The sequence below is a fragment of the Streptomyces katrae genome (genome assembly GCF_000717655.1).
Taxonomy (GTDB): Bacteria; Actinomycetota; Actinomycetes; order Streptomycetales; family Streptomycetaceae; genus Streptomyces; species Streptomyces katrae_B.
In genome coordinates, this window is sequence record NZ_JNZY01000014.1 from 61,346 (window position 1) to 77,574 (window position 16,229).

General features: G+C 72.5%; 13 protein-coding genes, 2 tRNA genes and 1 pseudogene. 1 reads left to right on the forward strand and 15 read right to left on the reverse strand.

Annotated features, from left to right (window positions below):
* Nucleotides 1-47: 47 nt before the first annotated feature.
* From IF09_RS43105 to IF09_RS46370, 13 genes and pseudogenes are all read right to left on the reverse strand, one after another.
* Nucleotides 48-2,450: pseudogene (locus tag IF09_RS43105) on the reverse strand (ComEC/Rec2 family competence protein); the annotation flags it as partial.
* Nucleotides 2,417-3,391 carry a ComEA family DNA-binding protein gene (locus IF09_RS40370; RefSeq protein WP_030297193.1) on the reverse strand — a complete coding sequence of 325 codons (975 nt, stop codon included), beginning with the start codon at nt 3,389-3,391 and terminating at the stop codon, nt 2,417-2,419. The gene IF09_RS40370 and the pseudogene IF09_RS43105, both read right to left, overlap by 34 nt.
* A gap of 98 nt (nt 3,392-3,489) precedes the next feature.
* Nucleotides 3,490-4,335 carry a DegV family protein gene (locus IF09_RS0118920; protein WP_030297194.1) on the reverse strand — a complete coding sequence of 282 codons (846 nt, stop codon included), beginning with the start codon at nt 4,333-4,335 and terminating at the stop codon, nt 3,490-3,492.
* Nucleotides 4,336-4,593: 258 nt separating this feature from the next.
* Nucleotides 4,594-5,349 (reverse strand): hypothetical protein, encoded by a 756-nt coding sequence (locus IF09_RS0118925; RefSeq protein ID WP_030297196.1) that lies wholly within the window; start codon nt 5,347-5,349, stop codon nt 4,594-4,596.
* Between the two features lie 132 nt (nt 5,350-5,481).
* Nucleotides 5,482-8,352, reverse strand: a complete 2,871-nt coding sequence (leuS, locus tag IF09_RS0118930; RefSeq protein WP_030297197.1) for a leucine--tRNA ligase — start codon at nt 8,350-8,352, stop codon at nt 5,482-5,484.
* Between the two features lie 248 nt (nt 8,353-8,600).
* Nucleotides 8,601-8,673 (reverse strand) — tRNA-Ala (locus IF09_RS0118935).
* Between the two features lie 172 nt (nt 8,674-8,845).
* Entirely contained in the window at nt 8,846-9,079 is a 234-nt protein-coding gene (locus IF09_RS0118940) for a hypothetical protein (protein WP_008738908.1), read from the reverse strand.
* A gap of 143 nt (nt 9,080-9,222) precedes the next feature.
* Nucleotides 9,223-9,295 (reverse strand) — tRNA-Ala (locus IF09_RS0118945).
* A 112-nt stretch (nt 9,296-9,407) separates the two neighbouring features.
* Nucleotides 9,408-10,064, reverse strand: coding sequence for a histidine phosphatase family protein (locus IF09_RS0118950; protein ID WP_030297199.1), 657 nt, complete (start codon nt 10,062-10,064; stop codon nt 9,408-9,410).
* The gene (rsfS, locus tag IF09_RS0118955) at nt 10,061-10,507 is read right to left on the reverse strand and encodes a ribosome silencing factor (RefSeq protein ID WP_030297201.1); all 447 of its coding nucleotides are present in this window, start codon (nt 10,505-10,507) and stop codon (nt 10,061-10,063) included. Before rsfS ends, IF09_RS0118950 begins: the two co-directional genes overlap by 4 nt.
* A gap of 120 nt (nt 10,508-10,627) precedes the next feature.
* The gene (locus IF09_RS0118960; RefSeq protein ID WP_030297203.1) at nt 10,628-12,304 is read right to left on the reverse strand and encodes an LCP family protein; all 1,677 of its coding nucleotides are present in this window, start codon (nt 12,302-12,304) and stop codon (nt 10,628-10,630) included.
* Nucleotides 12,305-12,328: 24 nt separating this feature from the next.
* Nucleotides 12,329-12,946, reverse strand: a complete 618-nt coding sequence (gene nadD / locus IF09_RS0118965; protein ID WP_030297205.1) for a nicotinate-nucleotide adenylyltransferase — start codon at nt 12,944-12,946, stop codon at nt 12,329-12,331.
* Between the two features lie 68 nt (nt 12,947-13,014).
* Nucleotides 13,015-13,182, reverse strand: a complete 168-nt coding sequence (locus IF09_RS46370) for a hypothetical protein (RefSeq protein WP_037635354.1) — start codon at nt 13,180-13,182, stop codon at nt 13,015-13,017.
* Between the two features lie 141 nt (nt 13,183-13,323).
* Between IF09_RS46370 and IF09_RS0118975 the strand changes: the two genes are divergently transcribed.
* Nucleotides 13,324-14,415 carry a M48 family metallopeptidase gene (locus IF09_RS0118975; RefSeq protein ID WP_030297206.1) on the forward strand — a complete coding sequence of 364 codons (1,092 nt, stop codon included), beginning with the start codon at nt 13,324-13,326 and terminating at the stop codon, nt 14,413-14,415.
* Here the strand turns inward: IF09_RS0118975 and IF09_RS0118980 are convergent.
* Nucleotides 14,399-15,547 carry a hypothetical protein gene (locus IF09_RS0118980; RefSeq protein ID WP_030297208.1) on the reverse strand — a complete coding sequence of 383 codons (1,149 nt, stop codon included), beginning with the start codon at nt 15,545-15,547 and terminating at the stop codon, nt 14,399-14,401. The two genes, IF09_RS0118975 and IF09_RS0118980, sit on opposite strands and share 17 nt — an antisense overlap.
* Before the next feature lie 68 nt (nt 15,548-15,615).
* A complete protein-coding gene (locus IF09_RS0118985) occupies nt 15,616-16,164 on the reverse strand; it encodes a hypothetical protein (protein ID WP_030297210.1) in 549 nt (182 codons plus the stop codon).
* Nucleotides 16,165-16,229 lie beyond the last annotated feature (65 nt).

Here is a 16,229-nt window from a genome sequence, read left to right on the forward strand (position 1 = left end):
CGGTGTCCGGTATGCCCGTGTCGGCGCCGCCTCCGTCGGGAGGTGAAAGCCCGTATCCGCGGGCCGTTCCCGGCGACGGCGATCGAGCCGTCGATGTCGGTGCGCAGTACGGTCGCGCCCAGGGTCCGCAGGTGGGCGAGCGTACCGGGTGCGGGATGTCCGTAGCGGTTGCCCGCACCGACGGGGACGATCGCGAGCCGGGGCCGGACCTTCGACTGCAGGCCGGGGTCCTGGTGTGCGGAGCCGTGGTGGGCGACCTTGAGGACGTCGACCGGCCCCAGTTCCGGATGGGCCGTCAGAAGTCCCTGCTGCGAGGGCGGTTCCAGATCTCCGAGCAGGAGGAGGGTCAGACCGGTGCCACGGACCAGCAGGGCGACGCTGGCGTCGTTGGGCCCCTCCGGCCGCGGGCCGTCGGGCGGGGGCCAGAGGACCTCCCACTCCAGAGGTCCGGCCCGGCGCCGCTCCCCTGCCGCGGCCGGTACGACGGGTACGCGGGCGGCGGCCGCGGTCCGCCGGACGAACTCGGCCTGACCGGTCGGCTCTTCCAGCGTGGTGGTCTGAATCACACCCACGGCCCGCCCCCGCAGCACCCCGGACAGCCCGCCGACGTGGTCGGCGTGAAAGTGCGTCAGCAGGAGCAGCGGCACGCGGCTCACCCCAAGGGCGCGCAGGCATGCGTCCACCGGGCCCGGTTCGGGACCGGCGTCCACCACCACCGCCGTGCCCGGCCCGGCGGCGAGCACGGCAGCGTCGCCCTGGCCCACCGCGCACTGGACGTAGCTCCAGTCGGGCGGCGGCCAGCGGGTGAGCGTACGGGTGAGCTGCGGCGGCCGCAGGACGACCAGGAGCAGCAGCACGGCCAAGGCGGAGCACACCCACGGCCGGTGCCGGATCCGTGCGCCGAGCCCTACGACGGCCAGGGTGGCGGCGGCCAGCAGCAGTCCGCCCGTGGACCCGCCCGGCCAGGCCAGCTCCGCGCCCGGCAGCCGCGCTCCGGCCCGCGCCACGCCGGCGATCCACCCGGCCGGTACCCCCGCGCAGCGGGCGAGCAGCTCCGCGAGGGGCGGGGACAGCGGCGCCGCCGCGAGCGCCGCGAAGCCGAGGACGGTCGCCGGCCCCGCCGCGAGCTCGGCGAGCAGATTGCAGGGCACCGCCACCAGGCTCACCCGGGCCGAGAGCACGGCGACCACCGGTGCACAGACCGCCTGCGCTGCCGCGGCGGCGCCCAGCGCATCGGCGAACCGGGGCCGCATCCCGCGCCGCTGCAGGGCATCGCTCCAGCGCGGGCCGAGCGTGAGCAGGGACCCGGTGGCCAGGACCGAGAGCAGGAAGCCGGGACTGCGGGCCAGCCACGGGTCGTAGAGCACCAGCAGCAGAACAGCGGCCGCCAGGGCGGGGATCAGGGATCTGCGCCGCCCGGTGGCGAGGGCCAGCAGGGTGATCGTCCCGCAGGCCGCGGCCCGCAGCACGCTCGGCTCCGGCCGGCACACCACCACGAACGCCAGCGTCAGCGCCGTCCCGCACAGGGCCGTCGCCCGCAGGGACAGCCCGAGGCGGGGTGCGAGCCCTCCCCGCTCGGCGCGCTGTGCGGAGGCGGCCGGGCCGATGAGCAGGAACAGCACGACGGTCAGGTTGGACCCGGACACGGCCAGCAGGTGCAGCAGGTCGGTGGAACGGAACGCCGCCTCCAGGTCGGGCGGCACCCGGGAGGTGTCCCCGACCACCAGCCCCGGCAGCAGGGCCCGGGCGTCCGGTGCGAGTCCGTCGGTGGCCGCGCGCAGCCCGGTCCGCAGCCTCCCGGCGAGCCGCTGGACGGTGTCGGGGCCACCGGTCACCCGGGGCGGGGTGTCACCGGCGGGCCGCAGCAGCGCCACGGCCCGCTCGCCGCCCCGGCCCGGGGCCAGCCGGGCGACGGCCGAGACCCGGGCCGAAGGCTGCAGCCGGGCCCATTGCGGGTGCCCGGCCAGCACCCGTACGGGGGTCTCGACGCGGGTCTGCTTCCCCTCGGGCCCGGTCACCCGGGTCATCACCGCATCCAGGACGACCACGGGCGGCCCGCTCCCGCTGCGCGCGGTCCGCGGGTCGGAGCCGACGGTGAGTTCGGCGAGGACCCGGGCGTGCTCCCCGGCCAGTCCCACGACCGGCCCGGCCCGCTCCTCGGCCCGCTGGAGGCCCGCCACACCGGCGCCCGCGGCCGCGCAGAGCAGGACGGCGGCCGCGGCCGTGCCGACCCGCCACAGCGACTCCGGACGCCGGCACCCGACCAGGAGCAGCAGCCCCGCGCCGAGGACCGCGAGCCCGGCCCCGGCGGCGGTCCAGCCGGAGGGCGCACCGAGGGCGAGGGCTGCCCCCGCCCAGGCGGCCAGAGCCGGTACCGCGAGGCGCAGATCCAGCGGGCCGGCGCCCTCGGGCCGGTTCACGGCCTGACCAGCTTGCGCAGGTCGGCGAATCGCCGCTCGCCGATGCCGTCGACCTGCCGGAGCTCCTCCACCGAGCGGAAGCCGCCGCGGGCGGTCCGGAACTCCACGATGTGCTGCGCCAGGACCGGGCCGACCCCGGGCAGGCCGTCCAGCTGCTCCACCGTGGCCGTGCCGAGGCTCAGCGGACCGGCAGCGGAACCGACGCCCTGCCCGGCTCCGGAACCCGGCCCGCCCAGGGCAGGCTGCGCCGGGGCACCCACCACCACCTGCTCGCCGTCGAGCAGGACCCGGGCCCGGTTGAGCCCGGTGGTGTCCGTACCGGGCCGCACTCCCCCGGCGGCGGCCAGGGCGTCCTCGACCCGCGAACCGGCGGGCAGCCGCCGCACTCCGGGGTCGCGGACCTTGCCGCTGACGTCCACCACGATCCGCGAGCCGGCACCTCCGGCGGTGACGGGAGGTCCGGGACTCGGCGCCGGTGCCGGGGTGACCACCGGGGGCGCGGTCACCGGCTGAGGCCGGGCCGACCAGTACTGCTGCGCACCGAAAGCGACCGCGGCGGCCAGCACCACCGCCACGGCGGCCACCGTGCGCGGCTCCACCCCGCACCGGGCCTGCAGCCACAGCGGCAGCCGCTCCCGCACGGCGAGCCGGAACGCCACTGCGCCGGACAGCGGGATCTCCTGGGGCGGCGGATCGGCCACGGACCGGATCCCGGCCCCCGGATTCGACGCCGCCTCCGGCGGCGGCACCTCCGATGACGAGGCCTCCCGTCCCGCCGCCTCCGGCGGCGGCAACTGCGGCGGGCCGCTGCCGCCGAGCAGGGCTTCGGCTCGGCGGCGCACCGCCGCGGGCTCGGGGTGCTGCGGGCGGGCGCGGCCCCGGCGGTGACGCAGCCGCCCGTCGGAGAAGCGGGGACGGCCGGGTCCGCTGGTGGCTCCGGAGGGATGCGAGGTACGTGTGCGAAGAGTCATGCCACGACGGTAAGGACGATTCCCGGCCGCGGTCCGGATTTATCAATTCCGGTGGATATCCCGGTCGTTGTGGATAACCGGGCCGCTCCTTCCGGTGATCAGCGGGGTGAGACGACCGCCGCCAGCAGCCCCGGCCCCGTGTGCGCGCCGATCACCGCACCGACCTCGCTGACGTGCAGCTCGACCAGGCCGGGAATGCGCTCCCGGAGTCGCTGCGCGAGCTTCTCGGCCCGCTCGGGCGCCGCGAGGTGGTGCACGGCCACGTCGACGCTGCCCGCCCCGGCCCGCTCGACGGCCAGCTCCTCCAGGCGGGCGATGGCCTTGGAGGCCGTACGCACCTTCTCCAGCATCTCGATCCGCCCGCCCTCCAGCGTCAGCAGCGGCTTGACGGCGAGGGCCGAGCCCAGCAGGGCCTGGGCGGCCCCGATACGGCCGCCGCGGCGCAGGTAGTCGAGGGTGTCCACGTAGAAGTACGCCGACATGTCCGCGGCCCGCTTCTCGGCTGCGGCCACGGCCTCGTCCACGGAACCGCCCGCTTCGGCCGTCTCGGCGGCGGCGAGCGCGCAGAACCCGAGGGCCATCGCGACCATGCCGGTGTCGACGACGCGGACGGGCACCGGGGCGGTCTTGGCCGCGACGACGGCGGCGTCGTAGGTGCCGGAGAACTCGGCGGACAGGTGCAGGCTGACGATGCCGGTCGCGCCGGCCTCAGCGGCCGCCCGGTAGGCCCGTACGAACTCCTCCGGGCTGGGGCGGGAGGTGGTGACCGGCCGACGCTTCTGCAGGGCCAGGGCGAGGCTGCGGGCCGAGATCTCGGTGCCCTCCTCGAGGGCCTCGTCGCCGAGCACCACGGTCAGCGGGACGGAGGTGATCCCGTGCCGCGACATGGCCGGTTGGGGCAGGTAGGCCGTGGAATCGGTGACGATCGCGACATGGCGGGACATGAGCCGGAGGTTACCGCCAGTGGGGCCGGGACGGCAGCCCAGGCCCCTGGCCGCGGTGCACGGGGGCTGCTGCGCCGCTGCTTTTGCCCCGTGCTGCGCGCGGGCCGAGATCCCACCCGCCCAGGCGTTCGAGGAGCGGACGGGAGGCGGCTCCGTCGCCGCCTCAGGTCCGTCGCCGCGTCAGCACCATCGGCGTCTGCACCACCGTGCGCCCGGCAGACCTGCCGCAGGGCGCCCGCCCCGCTCGGTGCCCGCGGCTCAGGTCGTCGCTTCCGGTCGCGGGGTCTTCTGCCACGGGTGGCGGGTCGGCGGGGCCGACGGGTTCAGAGCGGCCGGCTGCTGTGGGTCCTCAGTGCGCCCCGGGTGCCCCGCCGGGGGTTCCGCGGCTCGCCCCGCGGGCCCCGTCGGCGGCTGCTGGGCGTCCCACGCCGCTGCCGCCGCCGCGAGGTCGTCCACCGATTCGCGCGACCAGTCCCGCAGCGCGCCCGACTCGACCTCGATCTGCGCCGACAGCGTCGACAGGTCGTCCTCCGCGAAGCGCCGGGCCCGGTCGCGGGCCGCCCACCGCAGCGAGTCCGCGGCCTGCGTGACCTTGGCGGTCCGCTCCTTCAGCTCCGGCAGCATCCCGCTGATCCGCCCCCGGTCCGGCTCCTGCTCCAGCCGCTTCAGCTCGTCGTCCAGCTCGTGCCCGTGCGCGCTCAGCCGCTCGAACAGGCCGATCGACTCCTTCAGCGAGGCATCCGTCTGAACCCCCTGGTACAGCGCCTGCTGCGTGGCCCGCATCGACGTCCGCAGGTCCAGCCGCAGCTGCGCCAGCGCCCCCGCCACGCCCACTTGTCCGAAGCTCTTCGCCTTCAGCGCGGTGTCCTCCACGGTCCGGCGGGCCTGCGTAAGAGTGCGGTCCACGCCGCGTTTCGCCGCGCCCACCACCTTCACCGTGGCCCAGGCACCCAGCCCCAGGAAGGCGAACAGCACCAACAGGGCAAAGATGATGATCAACGCGCCCGCCTCCATGAGAGGCTCCCTTCCCCTGCCGATACCGTCCCCTCCACCGTAAACGCCACGGGCAGGCCGGGGGTTCCAAACGAACCCCCAACCTGCCCGTACGGGAATACCCCTAGATCACCGGATCAGGGGCACGGCGCCTCAGACGACGATGTTCACCAGCTTCGGCGCGCGCACGATCACCTTGCGGATCTCGGCCCCGCCCAGCGCAGCCACGACCGCCGCGTCGGCCAGCGCCAGCTGCTCCAGGTCAGCCTCGGAGATCGTCGGCGGCACCTCCAGGCGGGCCTTGACCTTGCCCTTGATCTGGACGACGCAGGTCACGCTCTCGTCCACCACGTACGCCGGGTCAGCGACCGGGAAGTCCTGGTGGACCACCGAGTCGCTGTGCCCCAGCCGGTGCCACAGCTCCTCCGCGATGTGCGGGGCCAGCGGGGCGATCAGCAGGACCAGCCGCTCCGCGACCGAGCGCTCCAGCGGGCGCCCCGCCTTGGTCAGCGCGTTGTTCAGCTCGGTGATCTTCGCGATGGCGGTGTTGAAGCGCAGCCCCGCCATGTCCGCGCCGGCCCCGTCGATCGCCTTGTGCAGCGCACGCAGGGTGTCCTCGCCCGGCTCGCCGTCCACGACGGTGACCGCGCCGGACTCCTCGTCCACGATGTTGCGCCACAGGCGCTGCAGCAGCCGGTACTGGCCGACCACGGCCCGGGTGTCCCACGGACGCGAGACGTCCAGCGGGCCCATCGCCATCTCGTACAGGCGCAGGGTGTCCGCGCCGTACTCCTCGCAGATCTCGTCCGGGGTGACGGCGTTCTTCAGGGACTTGCCCATCTTGCCGTGCTCGCGCCGGACCGGCTCGCCGTTGTGGAACCAGCCGCCGTCGCGCTCCTCGACCTCGGCCGCCGGCACGTACACGCCGCGCGCGTCGGTGTACGCGTACGCCTGGATCATGCCCTGGTTGAACAGCTTGTGGAACGGCTCGGCCGACGAGACGTGGCCCAGGTCGAACAGCACCTTCGACCAGAAGCGGGCGTACAGCAGGTGCAGCACCGCGTGCTCGGCGCCGCCGACGTACAGGTCGACACCGCCGTGCGGCGCGCCCTCTCGCGGACCCATCCAGTACTGCTCGATCTCCGGGTCGACCAGCGCGGACCCGTTGTGCGGGTCCAGGTAGCGCAGCTCGTACCAGCAGGAACCGGCCCAGTTGGGCATGGTGTTGGTCTCGCGGCGGTACGAACGCACGCCGCGGCCGTCCCCCAGGTCCAGCTCGACGTTCACCCACTCTGCGTTCCGCGAGAGCGGGGTCTCCGGCTTGGAGGTGGCGTCGTCCGGCTCGAACGTGCGCGGCGAGTAGTCCTCGACCTCGGGCAGTTCCAGCGGCAGCATCGACTCGGGCAGCGGGTGTGCGACGCCGTCCTCGTCGTAGACGATCGGGAAGGGCTCGCCCCAGTAGCGCTGGCGGCTGAACAGCCAGTCGCGCAGGCGGAAGTTGACGGTGCCCTCGCCGATGCCCTGCTCGGCCAGCCACGCGGTGATGGCGGCCTTCGCCTCGACGACGCCCAGGCCGTCCAGGGAGACGCCCTCGCCCGTCGAGTTCACGATGGTGCCGTCGTACGAGGAGAACGCGTCGTCCCACTCGGCCGGGTCGGCGTCGCGGTCGTCCGAGGGCTCCACGACGCAGCGCACCGGCAGCTCGAAGGCGCGCGCGAACTCGAAGTCGCGGCTGTCGTGCGCCGGGACGGCCATGATCGCGCCGGTGCCGTAGCCCATCAGTACGTAGTCCGCGATGAAGACGGGGACCTGGTCGCCGCTGACCGGGTTGATCGCGTACGCGCCGGTGAAGACACCGGTCTTGTCCTTGGCCTCGGCCTGGCGCTCGACGTCCGACTTCCCGGCGGCCTGCTTGCGGTACGCGTCGACGGCCTCGCCGGGGGTCGCGGCGCCGCCGGTCCACACCTGGCGGGTGCCCTCGGGCCACTCGGCCGGGACGATCTTCTCGACCAGCCCGTGCTCGGGCGCCAGCACCATGTAGGTGGCGCCGAACAGGGTGTCGGGACGCGTGGTGAACACCGTGACGGCGTCGTCGCCGACCGCGAAGTCGACACGCGCGCCCTCGCTGCGGCCGATCCAGTTCCGCTGCTGCAGCTTGATGGCCTCGGGCCAGTCCAGCGCGTCCAGGTCGTCCAGCAGCCGGTCGGCGTACGCGGTGATCCGCATGTTCCACTGGCTCAGCTTGGCCTTGAAGACCGGGAAGTTGCCGCGCTCGGAGCGGCCGTCCGCGGTGACCTCCTCGTTGGCCAGGACGGTGCCCAGCCCGGGGCACCAGTTCACGGGCGCGTCCGAGGCGTACGCCAGCCGGTACTCGTTCAGCACGCCGGCGCGCTCGCCCGCGGTCAGCTCGGCCCAGGCGCGGCCCCCGGGGACCTCACGGGAGCCGTCCTCGAAGGCGGCGACCAGCTCGGCGATCGGGCGGGCCTTCGCCGCGTCCGCGTCGTACCAGGAGTTGTAGACCTGCAGGAAGATCCACTGGGTCCACTTGTAGTAGTCCGGGTCGATCGTCGCGAACGAGCGGCGCTTGTCGTGGCCCAGGCCCAGCCGGCGCAGCTGGAGCTTCATGTTCTCGATGTTCGCCTCGGTGGACACGCGCGGGTGCGTGCCGGTCTGCACGGCGTACTGCTCGGCCGGCAGGCCGAAGGCGTCGAACCCCAGGGTGTGCAGGACGTTGTGGCCGGTCATCCGCTGGTGGCGGGCGAAGACGTCGGTGGCGATGTACCCCAGCGGGTGACCGACGTGCAGGCCCGCACCGGACGGGTACGGGAACATGTCCATGATGAACTTCTTGGGCCGCGCGACGACCGCGGCGTCCCCGGCCAGGTCACCGGTCGGGTTCGGGGCCTCGTAGGTGCCCTGCGCGTCCCATACGTCCTGCCAGCGTGCCTCGATGTCGGCGGCCATGGCAGCCGTGTAACGGTGCCCCTCGGCCGCCTCGGGGGCCGGGGTGTTCGTCTCGCTCATGATTTCTGAAGCTCCATCGATCGTCTCTGCCGTCTCTGCCTGCCCAAACGAAAAAACCCCTCGCACAGGAGGGGGCGCCGCGCCGATGCCGACCGTCTCTAAGGGTCGGCACTCATCAGCGCGGCTCGGTAAGCAGAAGGCGTACGGCACGCATGGCGCCAGGGTACCGCAGCGGGTCCGGCGGCCGCTCGACCGTTCCGTACAACGAGAAACGGACCACCCGATCCGGGTGGTCCGTTTTTCTTCTGTGGAGCTAAGGAGAATTGAACTCCTGACCTCCTGCATGCCATGCAGGCGCTCTACCAACTGAGCTATAGCCCCTTACTTCTCTGCCGCCGGGTCCCTGCTCGGTTTCCCTTGCCGGTTCCCCCTGGCGACATCGAGAACATTACACGGTCATGGCCCAGGTCCAAAAATCGATTTCCGGGCGTTCGGTTTTGCCCGGTTCGTCCGGTTCCGGACCCGCGCCTCATCCCCGTTCCGCGCCGCGGCCCTAGGCTCTGGCGAACTGGTAGAACCGTTTGAGCGTGCAGTGCTCGTCGAGCAGCCGTCCGTAGATCGGCTCCCCCTCCAGCTCGCGGTAGGTCTCGATCGGGTCGCCTTTTATGATCAGCGCCCGCGCGCATTCCTCGCACCAGTACTGGTAGTCGGGGTTGACCGGGTCCATGTCCCGCACGATCGGCGTGCCGTTGTTGCACCAGTCGCACCGCCGCCGGTGTGCACCCATCCGTCAGCGACTCCCTCCCGCATCGGGCCGTCGACTCCCCCTCCGGCGCTCCGATTCTGCCACGCGGGTACGGGGCAGGTCAGCAGGCACCGAAGGAACAAACGGAAGGATCCCGCCCCCTGTTGGGGACGGGATCCTGATTGTGGAGCTAAGGAGAATTGAACTCCTGACCTCCTGCATGCCATGCAGGCGCTCTACCAACTGAGCTATAGCCCCGCTCTCCGCTGCGCTCCCCCCGTTTCCGGTGTTCTGCGCTGCGAACAAGAAGAACTCTAGCCTGCGACCAGCCGGAAAGTGAAATCCGGGTGGGAGCCGCCCTGAGGCGGGCTCAGTCGTCGTCGCCGAGCACCGGTTCCGGCAGCGTGCCGGCGTTGTGCTCCATCAGACGCCAGCCGCGCGCGCCCTCGCCGAGGACGGACCAGCAGCAGTTGGAGAGCCCGCCCAGACCCTCCCAGTCATACGCCGCCAGGCCCAGCAGCCGGCCGATGGTCGTACGGATGGTCCCGCCGTGGCTGACCACGACGAGCGTGCCGCCCTCCGGCAGCCGGTCGGCGTGCTCCAGCACCACCGGCGCCGCCCGGTCGGCGACCTCGGTCTCCAGCTCGCCGCCGCCGCGGCGCACGGGCTCGCCGCGCTTCCACGCCGCGTACTGCTCGCCGTACTTCTCGATGATCTCGTCGTGCGTGAGGCCCTGCCACTCACCGGCGTACGTCTCGCGCAGCGCGGCGTCGCGGGTCACGGCCAGGCCCGTGACGGCGGCCAGCTCGGCTGCCGTGGCGGCGGCCCGCTTCAGGTCGGAGGCCACGATGGCGTCCGGCTGCAGCGAGGCGAGCAGCCGGGCGGCGCGGCGCGCCTGCGCCACACCCGTCTCGGTCAGCTCGATGTCCGTGGAGCCCTGGAAGCGGCGCTCCAGGTTCCACGAGGTCTGGCCGTGTCGCCAGAGGACGATCTTCCGGCCGGTCTTCCGGGTGGCGGTCGTGCTCAGAACAGATCACCGTCCAGCTCGTCGTCGCCCGCCGCCTCGCGCAGCTTGGCGTGCTCCTCCGCCTTGCCCTTGGTGAGCTTGGCGTCCTCGGGCAGCTCGATCTCGGGGCAGTCCTTCCACAGGCGCTCCAGCGCGTAGAACACCCGCTCCTCGCTGTGCTGCACGTGGACGACGATGTCGATGTAGTCGAGCAGGATCCAGCGGGCGTCGCGGTCGCCCTCGCGGCGCACCGGCTTGGCGCCGAGCTCCTTGAGCAGGCGCTCCTCGATCTCGTCGACGATCGACTTGACCTGGCGGTCGTTGGGCGCCGAGGCGAGCAGGAAGGCATCGGTGATCGACAGCACGTCGCTGACGTCGTACGCGATGATGTCGTGCGCGAGCCGGTCGGCCGCGGCCTGGGCGGCGGCGGTGATGAGCTCGATGGAGCGGTCCGTGGCGGTCACTGGCCATGCTTTCGGGTTGGCGGGCAGATCCTTACAAGGGTCTCATGTACCGCCGACCCCGCCCGCGCGCAGCGTCCCGCGCGGGCCGGGGCACTGCCCGTGGGCCGGGTCAGGCCCGGGTCAGGACGGTTTGTAGTCCTTGCCCAGGGTGACCACGACGTCGGCGTTCACGGCGTTCTCGCCCTTCTTCACCGCGGTCTCCGGCAGGCCCAGCGTCTTGGCGACCTCGACCGCCTTGGCCCGCTGCGCGTCGTCCTGGTACGTGATCTGGGTGGCGGGCTGGGTCTTGTCGGCCTTGCCCCCGTCCACGAAGGTGTAGCCGCCGTTGAGCAGGGCGGCCTTCGCAGCGACCTGCGTCCGGTCGTCGCCGGTGGCGTCCTTGAGGCCGACGCGCGGCGCGGTGCCGGCCTGGGCCGCCGTGAAGCTGCCGCCGAGCACTTCCTTGACGACGTTCTTGTTGGCGTCGTCGGTGAGCGTGCCGTCCGGCTTCACCGCGAGGACGTCCGTGCGGTACGCGTCGGTTCCCTCCTTGGCGTGCTCGCCGAGCCTGGCGAGCAGGGCGCCGAGGGCTTGGGCGTTCAGGGAGGGGTCGAGGATCTGGCCCATGCTCTCGACGGTGACGGTCGCCGACTTCGCGTCGCCGGGGACCTTGCGCAGCACCCCGTAGAGCACCTTGCCGAGCCGGTCGAGCTGCTTGGCCTCAGGCTCGCCCTGGCCGCGGTACGTGGCGTACGCGACGGCCATCGCTCCGCTGAGGTGCTGCTTCGGGCCCTGCCCCACGGCCGGGATCTTGGCTGCGTCGTCGGCCGGGACCGCGACGTCGGTGTCGGTCTCGATGCCGCCGACCAGCTCGACCAGGTTCTCCAGGAACGGGGTGTCCAGGCGCCAGGTGCCGCCGATGCGGGTGCCGAGCACCGAGTCGAGGGAGTCCCGTACGCCCACGCCGCCGTCCTCGACCGCCTTGCCGAGGGCGGCGGCGGTGCCGTCGTCCTTGGGGACGCCGAGCGTGTTCGGCAGCAGGACGGTGGCGCCCTTCTTGGTGGTGACGTTGTCGACGAGCAGCGCCGTGGACGTGCCGCCCTTCTTGGTGTTGTGCAGGTGGACGACGATCATGTCGCGCTTCTGCGGTCCGGCCGCGGCCGCGGTGTCCTTCTTCTGCCCGGGTCCGTCGAGGAACGGCAGCTTGCCCGCGTACCAGAGGTAGCCGGCGCCGCCGACGACGAAGAGGGCGAGGACGACGATCAGCGCGACCACGCGGTTGCGGCCGCGGCGGCGGGCCTCCTCGCGGCGCTCGGTCCGGCTCTCGGTGAACTTGAGCCAGTCGATGACGTCCTCGGAGTCCTCGTCCGGCTGGTCGATGAACGCGAACTGCTCGGTGCGGTAGTCGGGGGCGTCCTGCCCGTCCTCCTCGGTCCGGCGCGGTTCGGGGACCTGGGCGGGGCGCGGGGGCTGCGGCTCGGCCGCGGGGGCCGGGGCGGGGGGCGCGGGGGCGGCCTGCTGCGGGATCCACTGCTGGCTCTGCTGCGTGTGCTGGGTGTCGTACCCGTAGCCGGGGGTCCGGGGGTACTCCTGCTGCCCGTAGTCCGGGGCGGCCGGCTGCTGCTGCGGCTGCTGCTGCGGGTAGTACGCCTGCTGGCCGTAGCCCTGGTCGTAGCCGTACTGCTGCTCGTACGCCTGCTCGTACTGGGCGGGCTGCGCGGGCACCTGGCCGTACACCGGCCGCCCGTACGCGTCGTAGCCGATGAGCTGCTGCTCATGGGTGGCGTACGGGTCGTACGGATCCTGTCGGTCGTTCACCGCGGGGCCCCTCTCTCCGGAAGCTCAGGCTCCCCGGTACAGCTCACGCTTGTCGATGTAGCGCACCACACCGTCGGGCACCAAATACCAGACAGGATCCCCCTGGGCGACCCGTGCGCGGCAGTCCGTGGACGAAATCGCCAGCGCGGGCACCTGCACCAGGGAGACGCCGTCCTCGGGGAGCCCGTCGTCGGTGAGCACGTGGCCCGGCCGGGTCACCCCGATGAAATGGGCGAGCGAGAAGAGCTCGTCGGCGTTCCGCCAGGTCAGGATCTGGGCGAGGGCGTCGGCGCCGGTGATGAAGAAGAGGTCGGCGTCCTCGTTGAGCGCGCTCAGATCACGCAGGGTGTCGATCGTGTACGTCGGCCCGCCGCGGTCGATGTCGATGCGGCTCACCGAGAACTGGGGGTTCGAGGCCGTCGCGATGACCGTCATCAGATAGCGGTCCTCGGCGGGGGACACGGCGCGCTGCGACTTCTGCCACGGCTGGCCGGTCGGTACGAACACCACCTCGTCGAGGTGGAACAGGGCGGCCACTTCGCTGGCGGCCACCAGGTGTCCGTGGTGGATCGGGTCGAATGTCCCGCCCATCACGCCGAGCCGGCGCTTGACCGGGCCGGTAGGCATCTCCTGCTCTCCCATGAGCGCAGAGCCTACTGGCCCGGCGGAGCGGTGCGGACCCGCATTCGAGCGTGTGCGCGAGCGCGGGTTCAGCGGTCGCGGTTCAGGCGCGTGGTCACCCAGAGCATCAGCAGCAGGATGAACAGCGCGCCGCCACCGGTCAGGTACGGGTTCAGGCTGTCGTGGTTGCCGCCGTGCTGCTCGGCGCCCTCCGACGCGAGAACGACCAGGTTGTGGGCGGTGGTGGAGAGGCTCATCAGGCAGATACCTATCGAGTCGGGGAGCGAGCGGAGACTTCGCTCACATCGTATGCGGGGGCCTGGGGCACGCTCACGCCGACTCAGGCGTTGGAGAGGATAGACGCACAAGCGCACAGGCCGATCAAGGGGGAGGGCGTTATGACGGAGACCGGGTTCGAGAAGGTTCCGGCGCGGGACCGCAGGAGGTTTCCCGGAATTTCCTCGCGCGCGTACGAGCACCCGGCGGACCGCTCGGCATTGGTGGCGCTGCGCAAGCTGAGCGGGTTCGACACCGTGTTCAAGGCCCTGAGCGGGCTGCTTCCGGAGCGGAGCCTGCGCCTGCTCTTCCTGTCGGACTCGGTGCGGGTGGGCGCGACGCAGTTCCCGCACCTGTACGAGATGCTGCGCGACGCCTGTTACATCCTGGACCTGGAGACGGTCCCGCAGATGTACGTGCAGCAGGACCCCAAGCCGAACGCCATGTGCATCGGGCTCGACGAGCCGATCATCGTGGTGACGACGGGCCTGGTCGAGCTGCTCGACGAGGAGGAGATGCGGGCGGTCGTGGGCCACGAGGTGGGCCATGCGCTGTCGGGGCACGCGGTGTACCGCACGATCCTGCTGTTCCTGACGAACCTGGCGCTGAAGGTGGCGTGGATCCCGCTGGGCAATGTGGCGATCATGGCGATCGTGTCGGCGCTGCGGGAGTGGTTCCGCAAGTCGGAGCTGTCGGCGGACCGGGCGGGGCTTCTGGTCGGACAGGACCTCCAGGCCTCGATGCGGGGCCTGATGAAGCTCGCGGGCGGCAACCACCTCCACGAGATGAATGTGGACGCGTTCCTGGCCCAGGCCGAGGAGTACGAGTCGAGCGGTGATCTCCGCGACTCCGTGCTGAAGATCCTCAACATGCTGCCGCGGACGCATCCCTTCGCCACGGTGCGGGCGGCCGAGCTGAAGAAGTGGTCGCAGAGCAGGGACTACCAGCGGATCATGGACGGCCACTACCCGCGGCGGGACGAGGACAAGGACACCTCGGTCAGGGACTCCTTCCGGGAGTCGGCCACGCACTACGCGGACGCGGTGCGCAGCAGCAAGGACCCGCTGTTCAAGCTCGTCGGCGACATCGCGGGCGGCGCGGCCGATGTCGGCGGCAAGCTGCGCGACAGGTTCACGGGCGCGGCCGGCGGCGCCGGTACGGGCTCGGGCGCGAGCTCCGAGAACAAGGGCGGCCCCGCTACGGAGCAGGGCTGACGGAGGCGGTCCCGGCGGCCGTGGGCGGCGCCAGTACCCCGCACAGCCCGGCGGTGCGCCGCGGGCTGCCGCTGGCGTAAGGGTCGCTCGCGGCCGGGCCGACCGTGGTCGGTCCCGCCCCGGCCAGGACCGGGCGGAAGCCCTCGGCTGGGTCGGAGGAGCAGTCCTGCGGACCGGCCACCACGTAGGCCTGGACCAGCTCCGCCCGCCGGGCCGCCAGGTCTTCCCGGTCGAAGCGCAGCCGCAGCTCGCGCCGAACGGTGAAGAGCGAGGCGCCGTCGGCCGCGGCCGGAGATCCGGTGGCGGGGCGCACGGCGTACACGAAGGTGTGGTCGGTGATCACCTCGAGGATGTCCGCCGAGACCTCGTCGAAGGCCAGGGTTCCGCTGACCCGGACCCGGGTGTCGGCCACGGCGGCCGTGCCCGGGTCGAAGCGGACCAGCCAGCCTGTGGCCGCGTGCCGCCCGTCGCCGGAGGGCGAGGTCATGCTGCGGTCGAACTGCGCGAGCTGGTCGGGGTCGAGCAGGACGCGCACGGGCCGGGTCGCGGCTCCGGCCAGTACGTCGGGGTCGAGCGAGGACTGCACCAGGTAGTCCTTGGCGATGGACAGGGCGGTGACGACCTGCCCCTCGGTGAAGTGGTGGGTGCGGCGCACGGCCGGCAGGGTGATCCCGGCCGCCCCCACGCGGTAATCGGCCGCCGGGCTCTTGGCGTACAGGTCGACGGGCCGCCCGCCGGGCACGGTGGTGCTCGGGGCGAGGGGCACGACCGTGCTGCTCAGCGGATCGGTCCGGCCGGTGGACAGGGGGGCGGTCGGATTGCTCAGGCCCATGTAGACGGCCGCGGCGAATGCCACGGCGATGAGCAGCACCAGCAGCATGCCCTGGCGGGCTCCCCGGCCGGGCGTGCTGGTCCGCGGCCGGGAGGAGCCGCCGCCGGACCAGATGGACCGGCTGCGTACGGCTCGTGCGTGCTCGCCCATCCGCTCCTGGGCGGAGAACTCCTGGAGCCGGGCAGCCCGGACGAAGTCCTCGTCGAACACAACCGATCGGTACTCGTCCGACCGGAACTCCTCGTCGCCCCCGCCGATGCCGTCGGGGGTGCCGTCGGGTGGATCTCCTGGCACGGCCATTGCTTCTCCCCGCTGTCCCCGCTTCAGAGAAGCCCCCAGCTCCGACTGACGCGAGTGGGGTCGTACCTTCAGGGTTGGCGGCCGACGGGGTACATAAACGCTCCGGCGCCGCTGACTTCCGTCAGCGGGGTGCTGGCGGGCGCGGGAGCGTGGTCCGCGTCGCTCGAGGCGCTGCGGTAGACGGCGCTGAAGGCGAGCGCGACCATGCCGAGGCCCATCACGAAGGCGAGCACCCAGGCGACGGGGCGCAGCCAGGGCGAGCGGCCCCGGTAGGGACGCAGGGAGCCGCCGTAGGCCCCGTACGGGCCTTCCGTGTAGCTGGAGCCGTGTTCCCAGCCGGGTTCGTCGATGCCGTACCCGTCGGGACGGCCGTAGCCGTACCCGTCGTAGTCGTCATCGGACGTCCAGCCGCCGGCCACGGCGCGGGCGGCTTCCGCCTCGGCGCGCGCCCGGTCGGCGGCCCGCTGGCGTTCCGCGGCGCTCGGTTCATGGATCTCGGCGTTCCGGACGAAGTCCTCGTCGAACACCACGGAGGCGAAGTCCTGATCCGCGCCTCCGCGGTCGTCGTTGTCGGGGTCCCCGTCGTCCGGGAACTTGCCCCCCACGTCGTCCGGCACAGCAACAGCCTAGACCTGGGGGGCTGCTTTGGGCAGGGTGTCCGCCGAATCCGGCCACCCGGTGT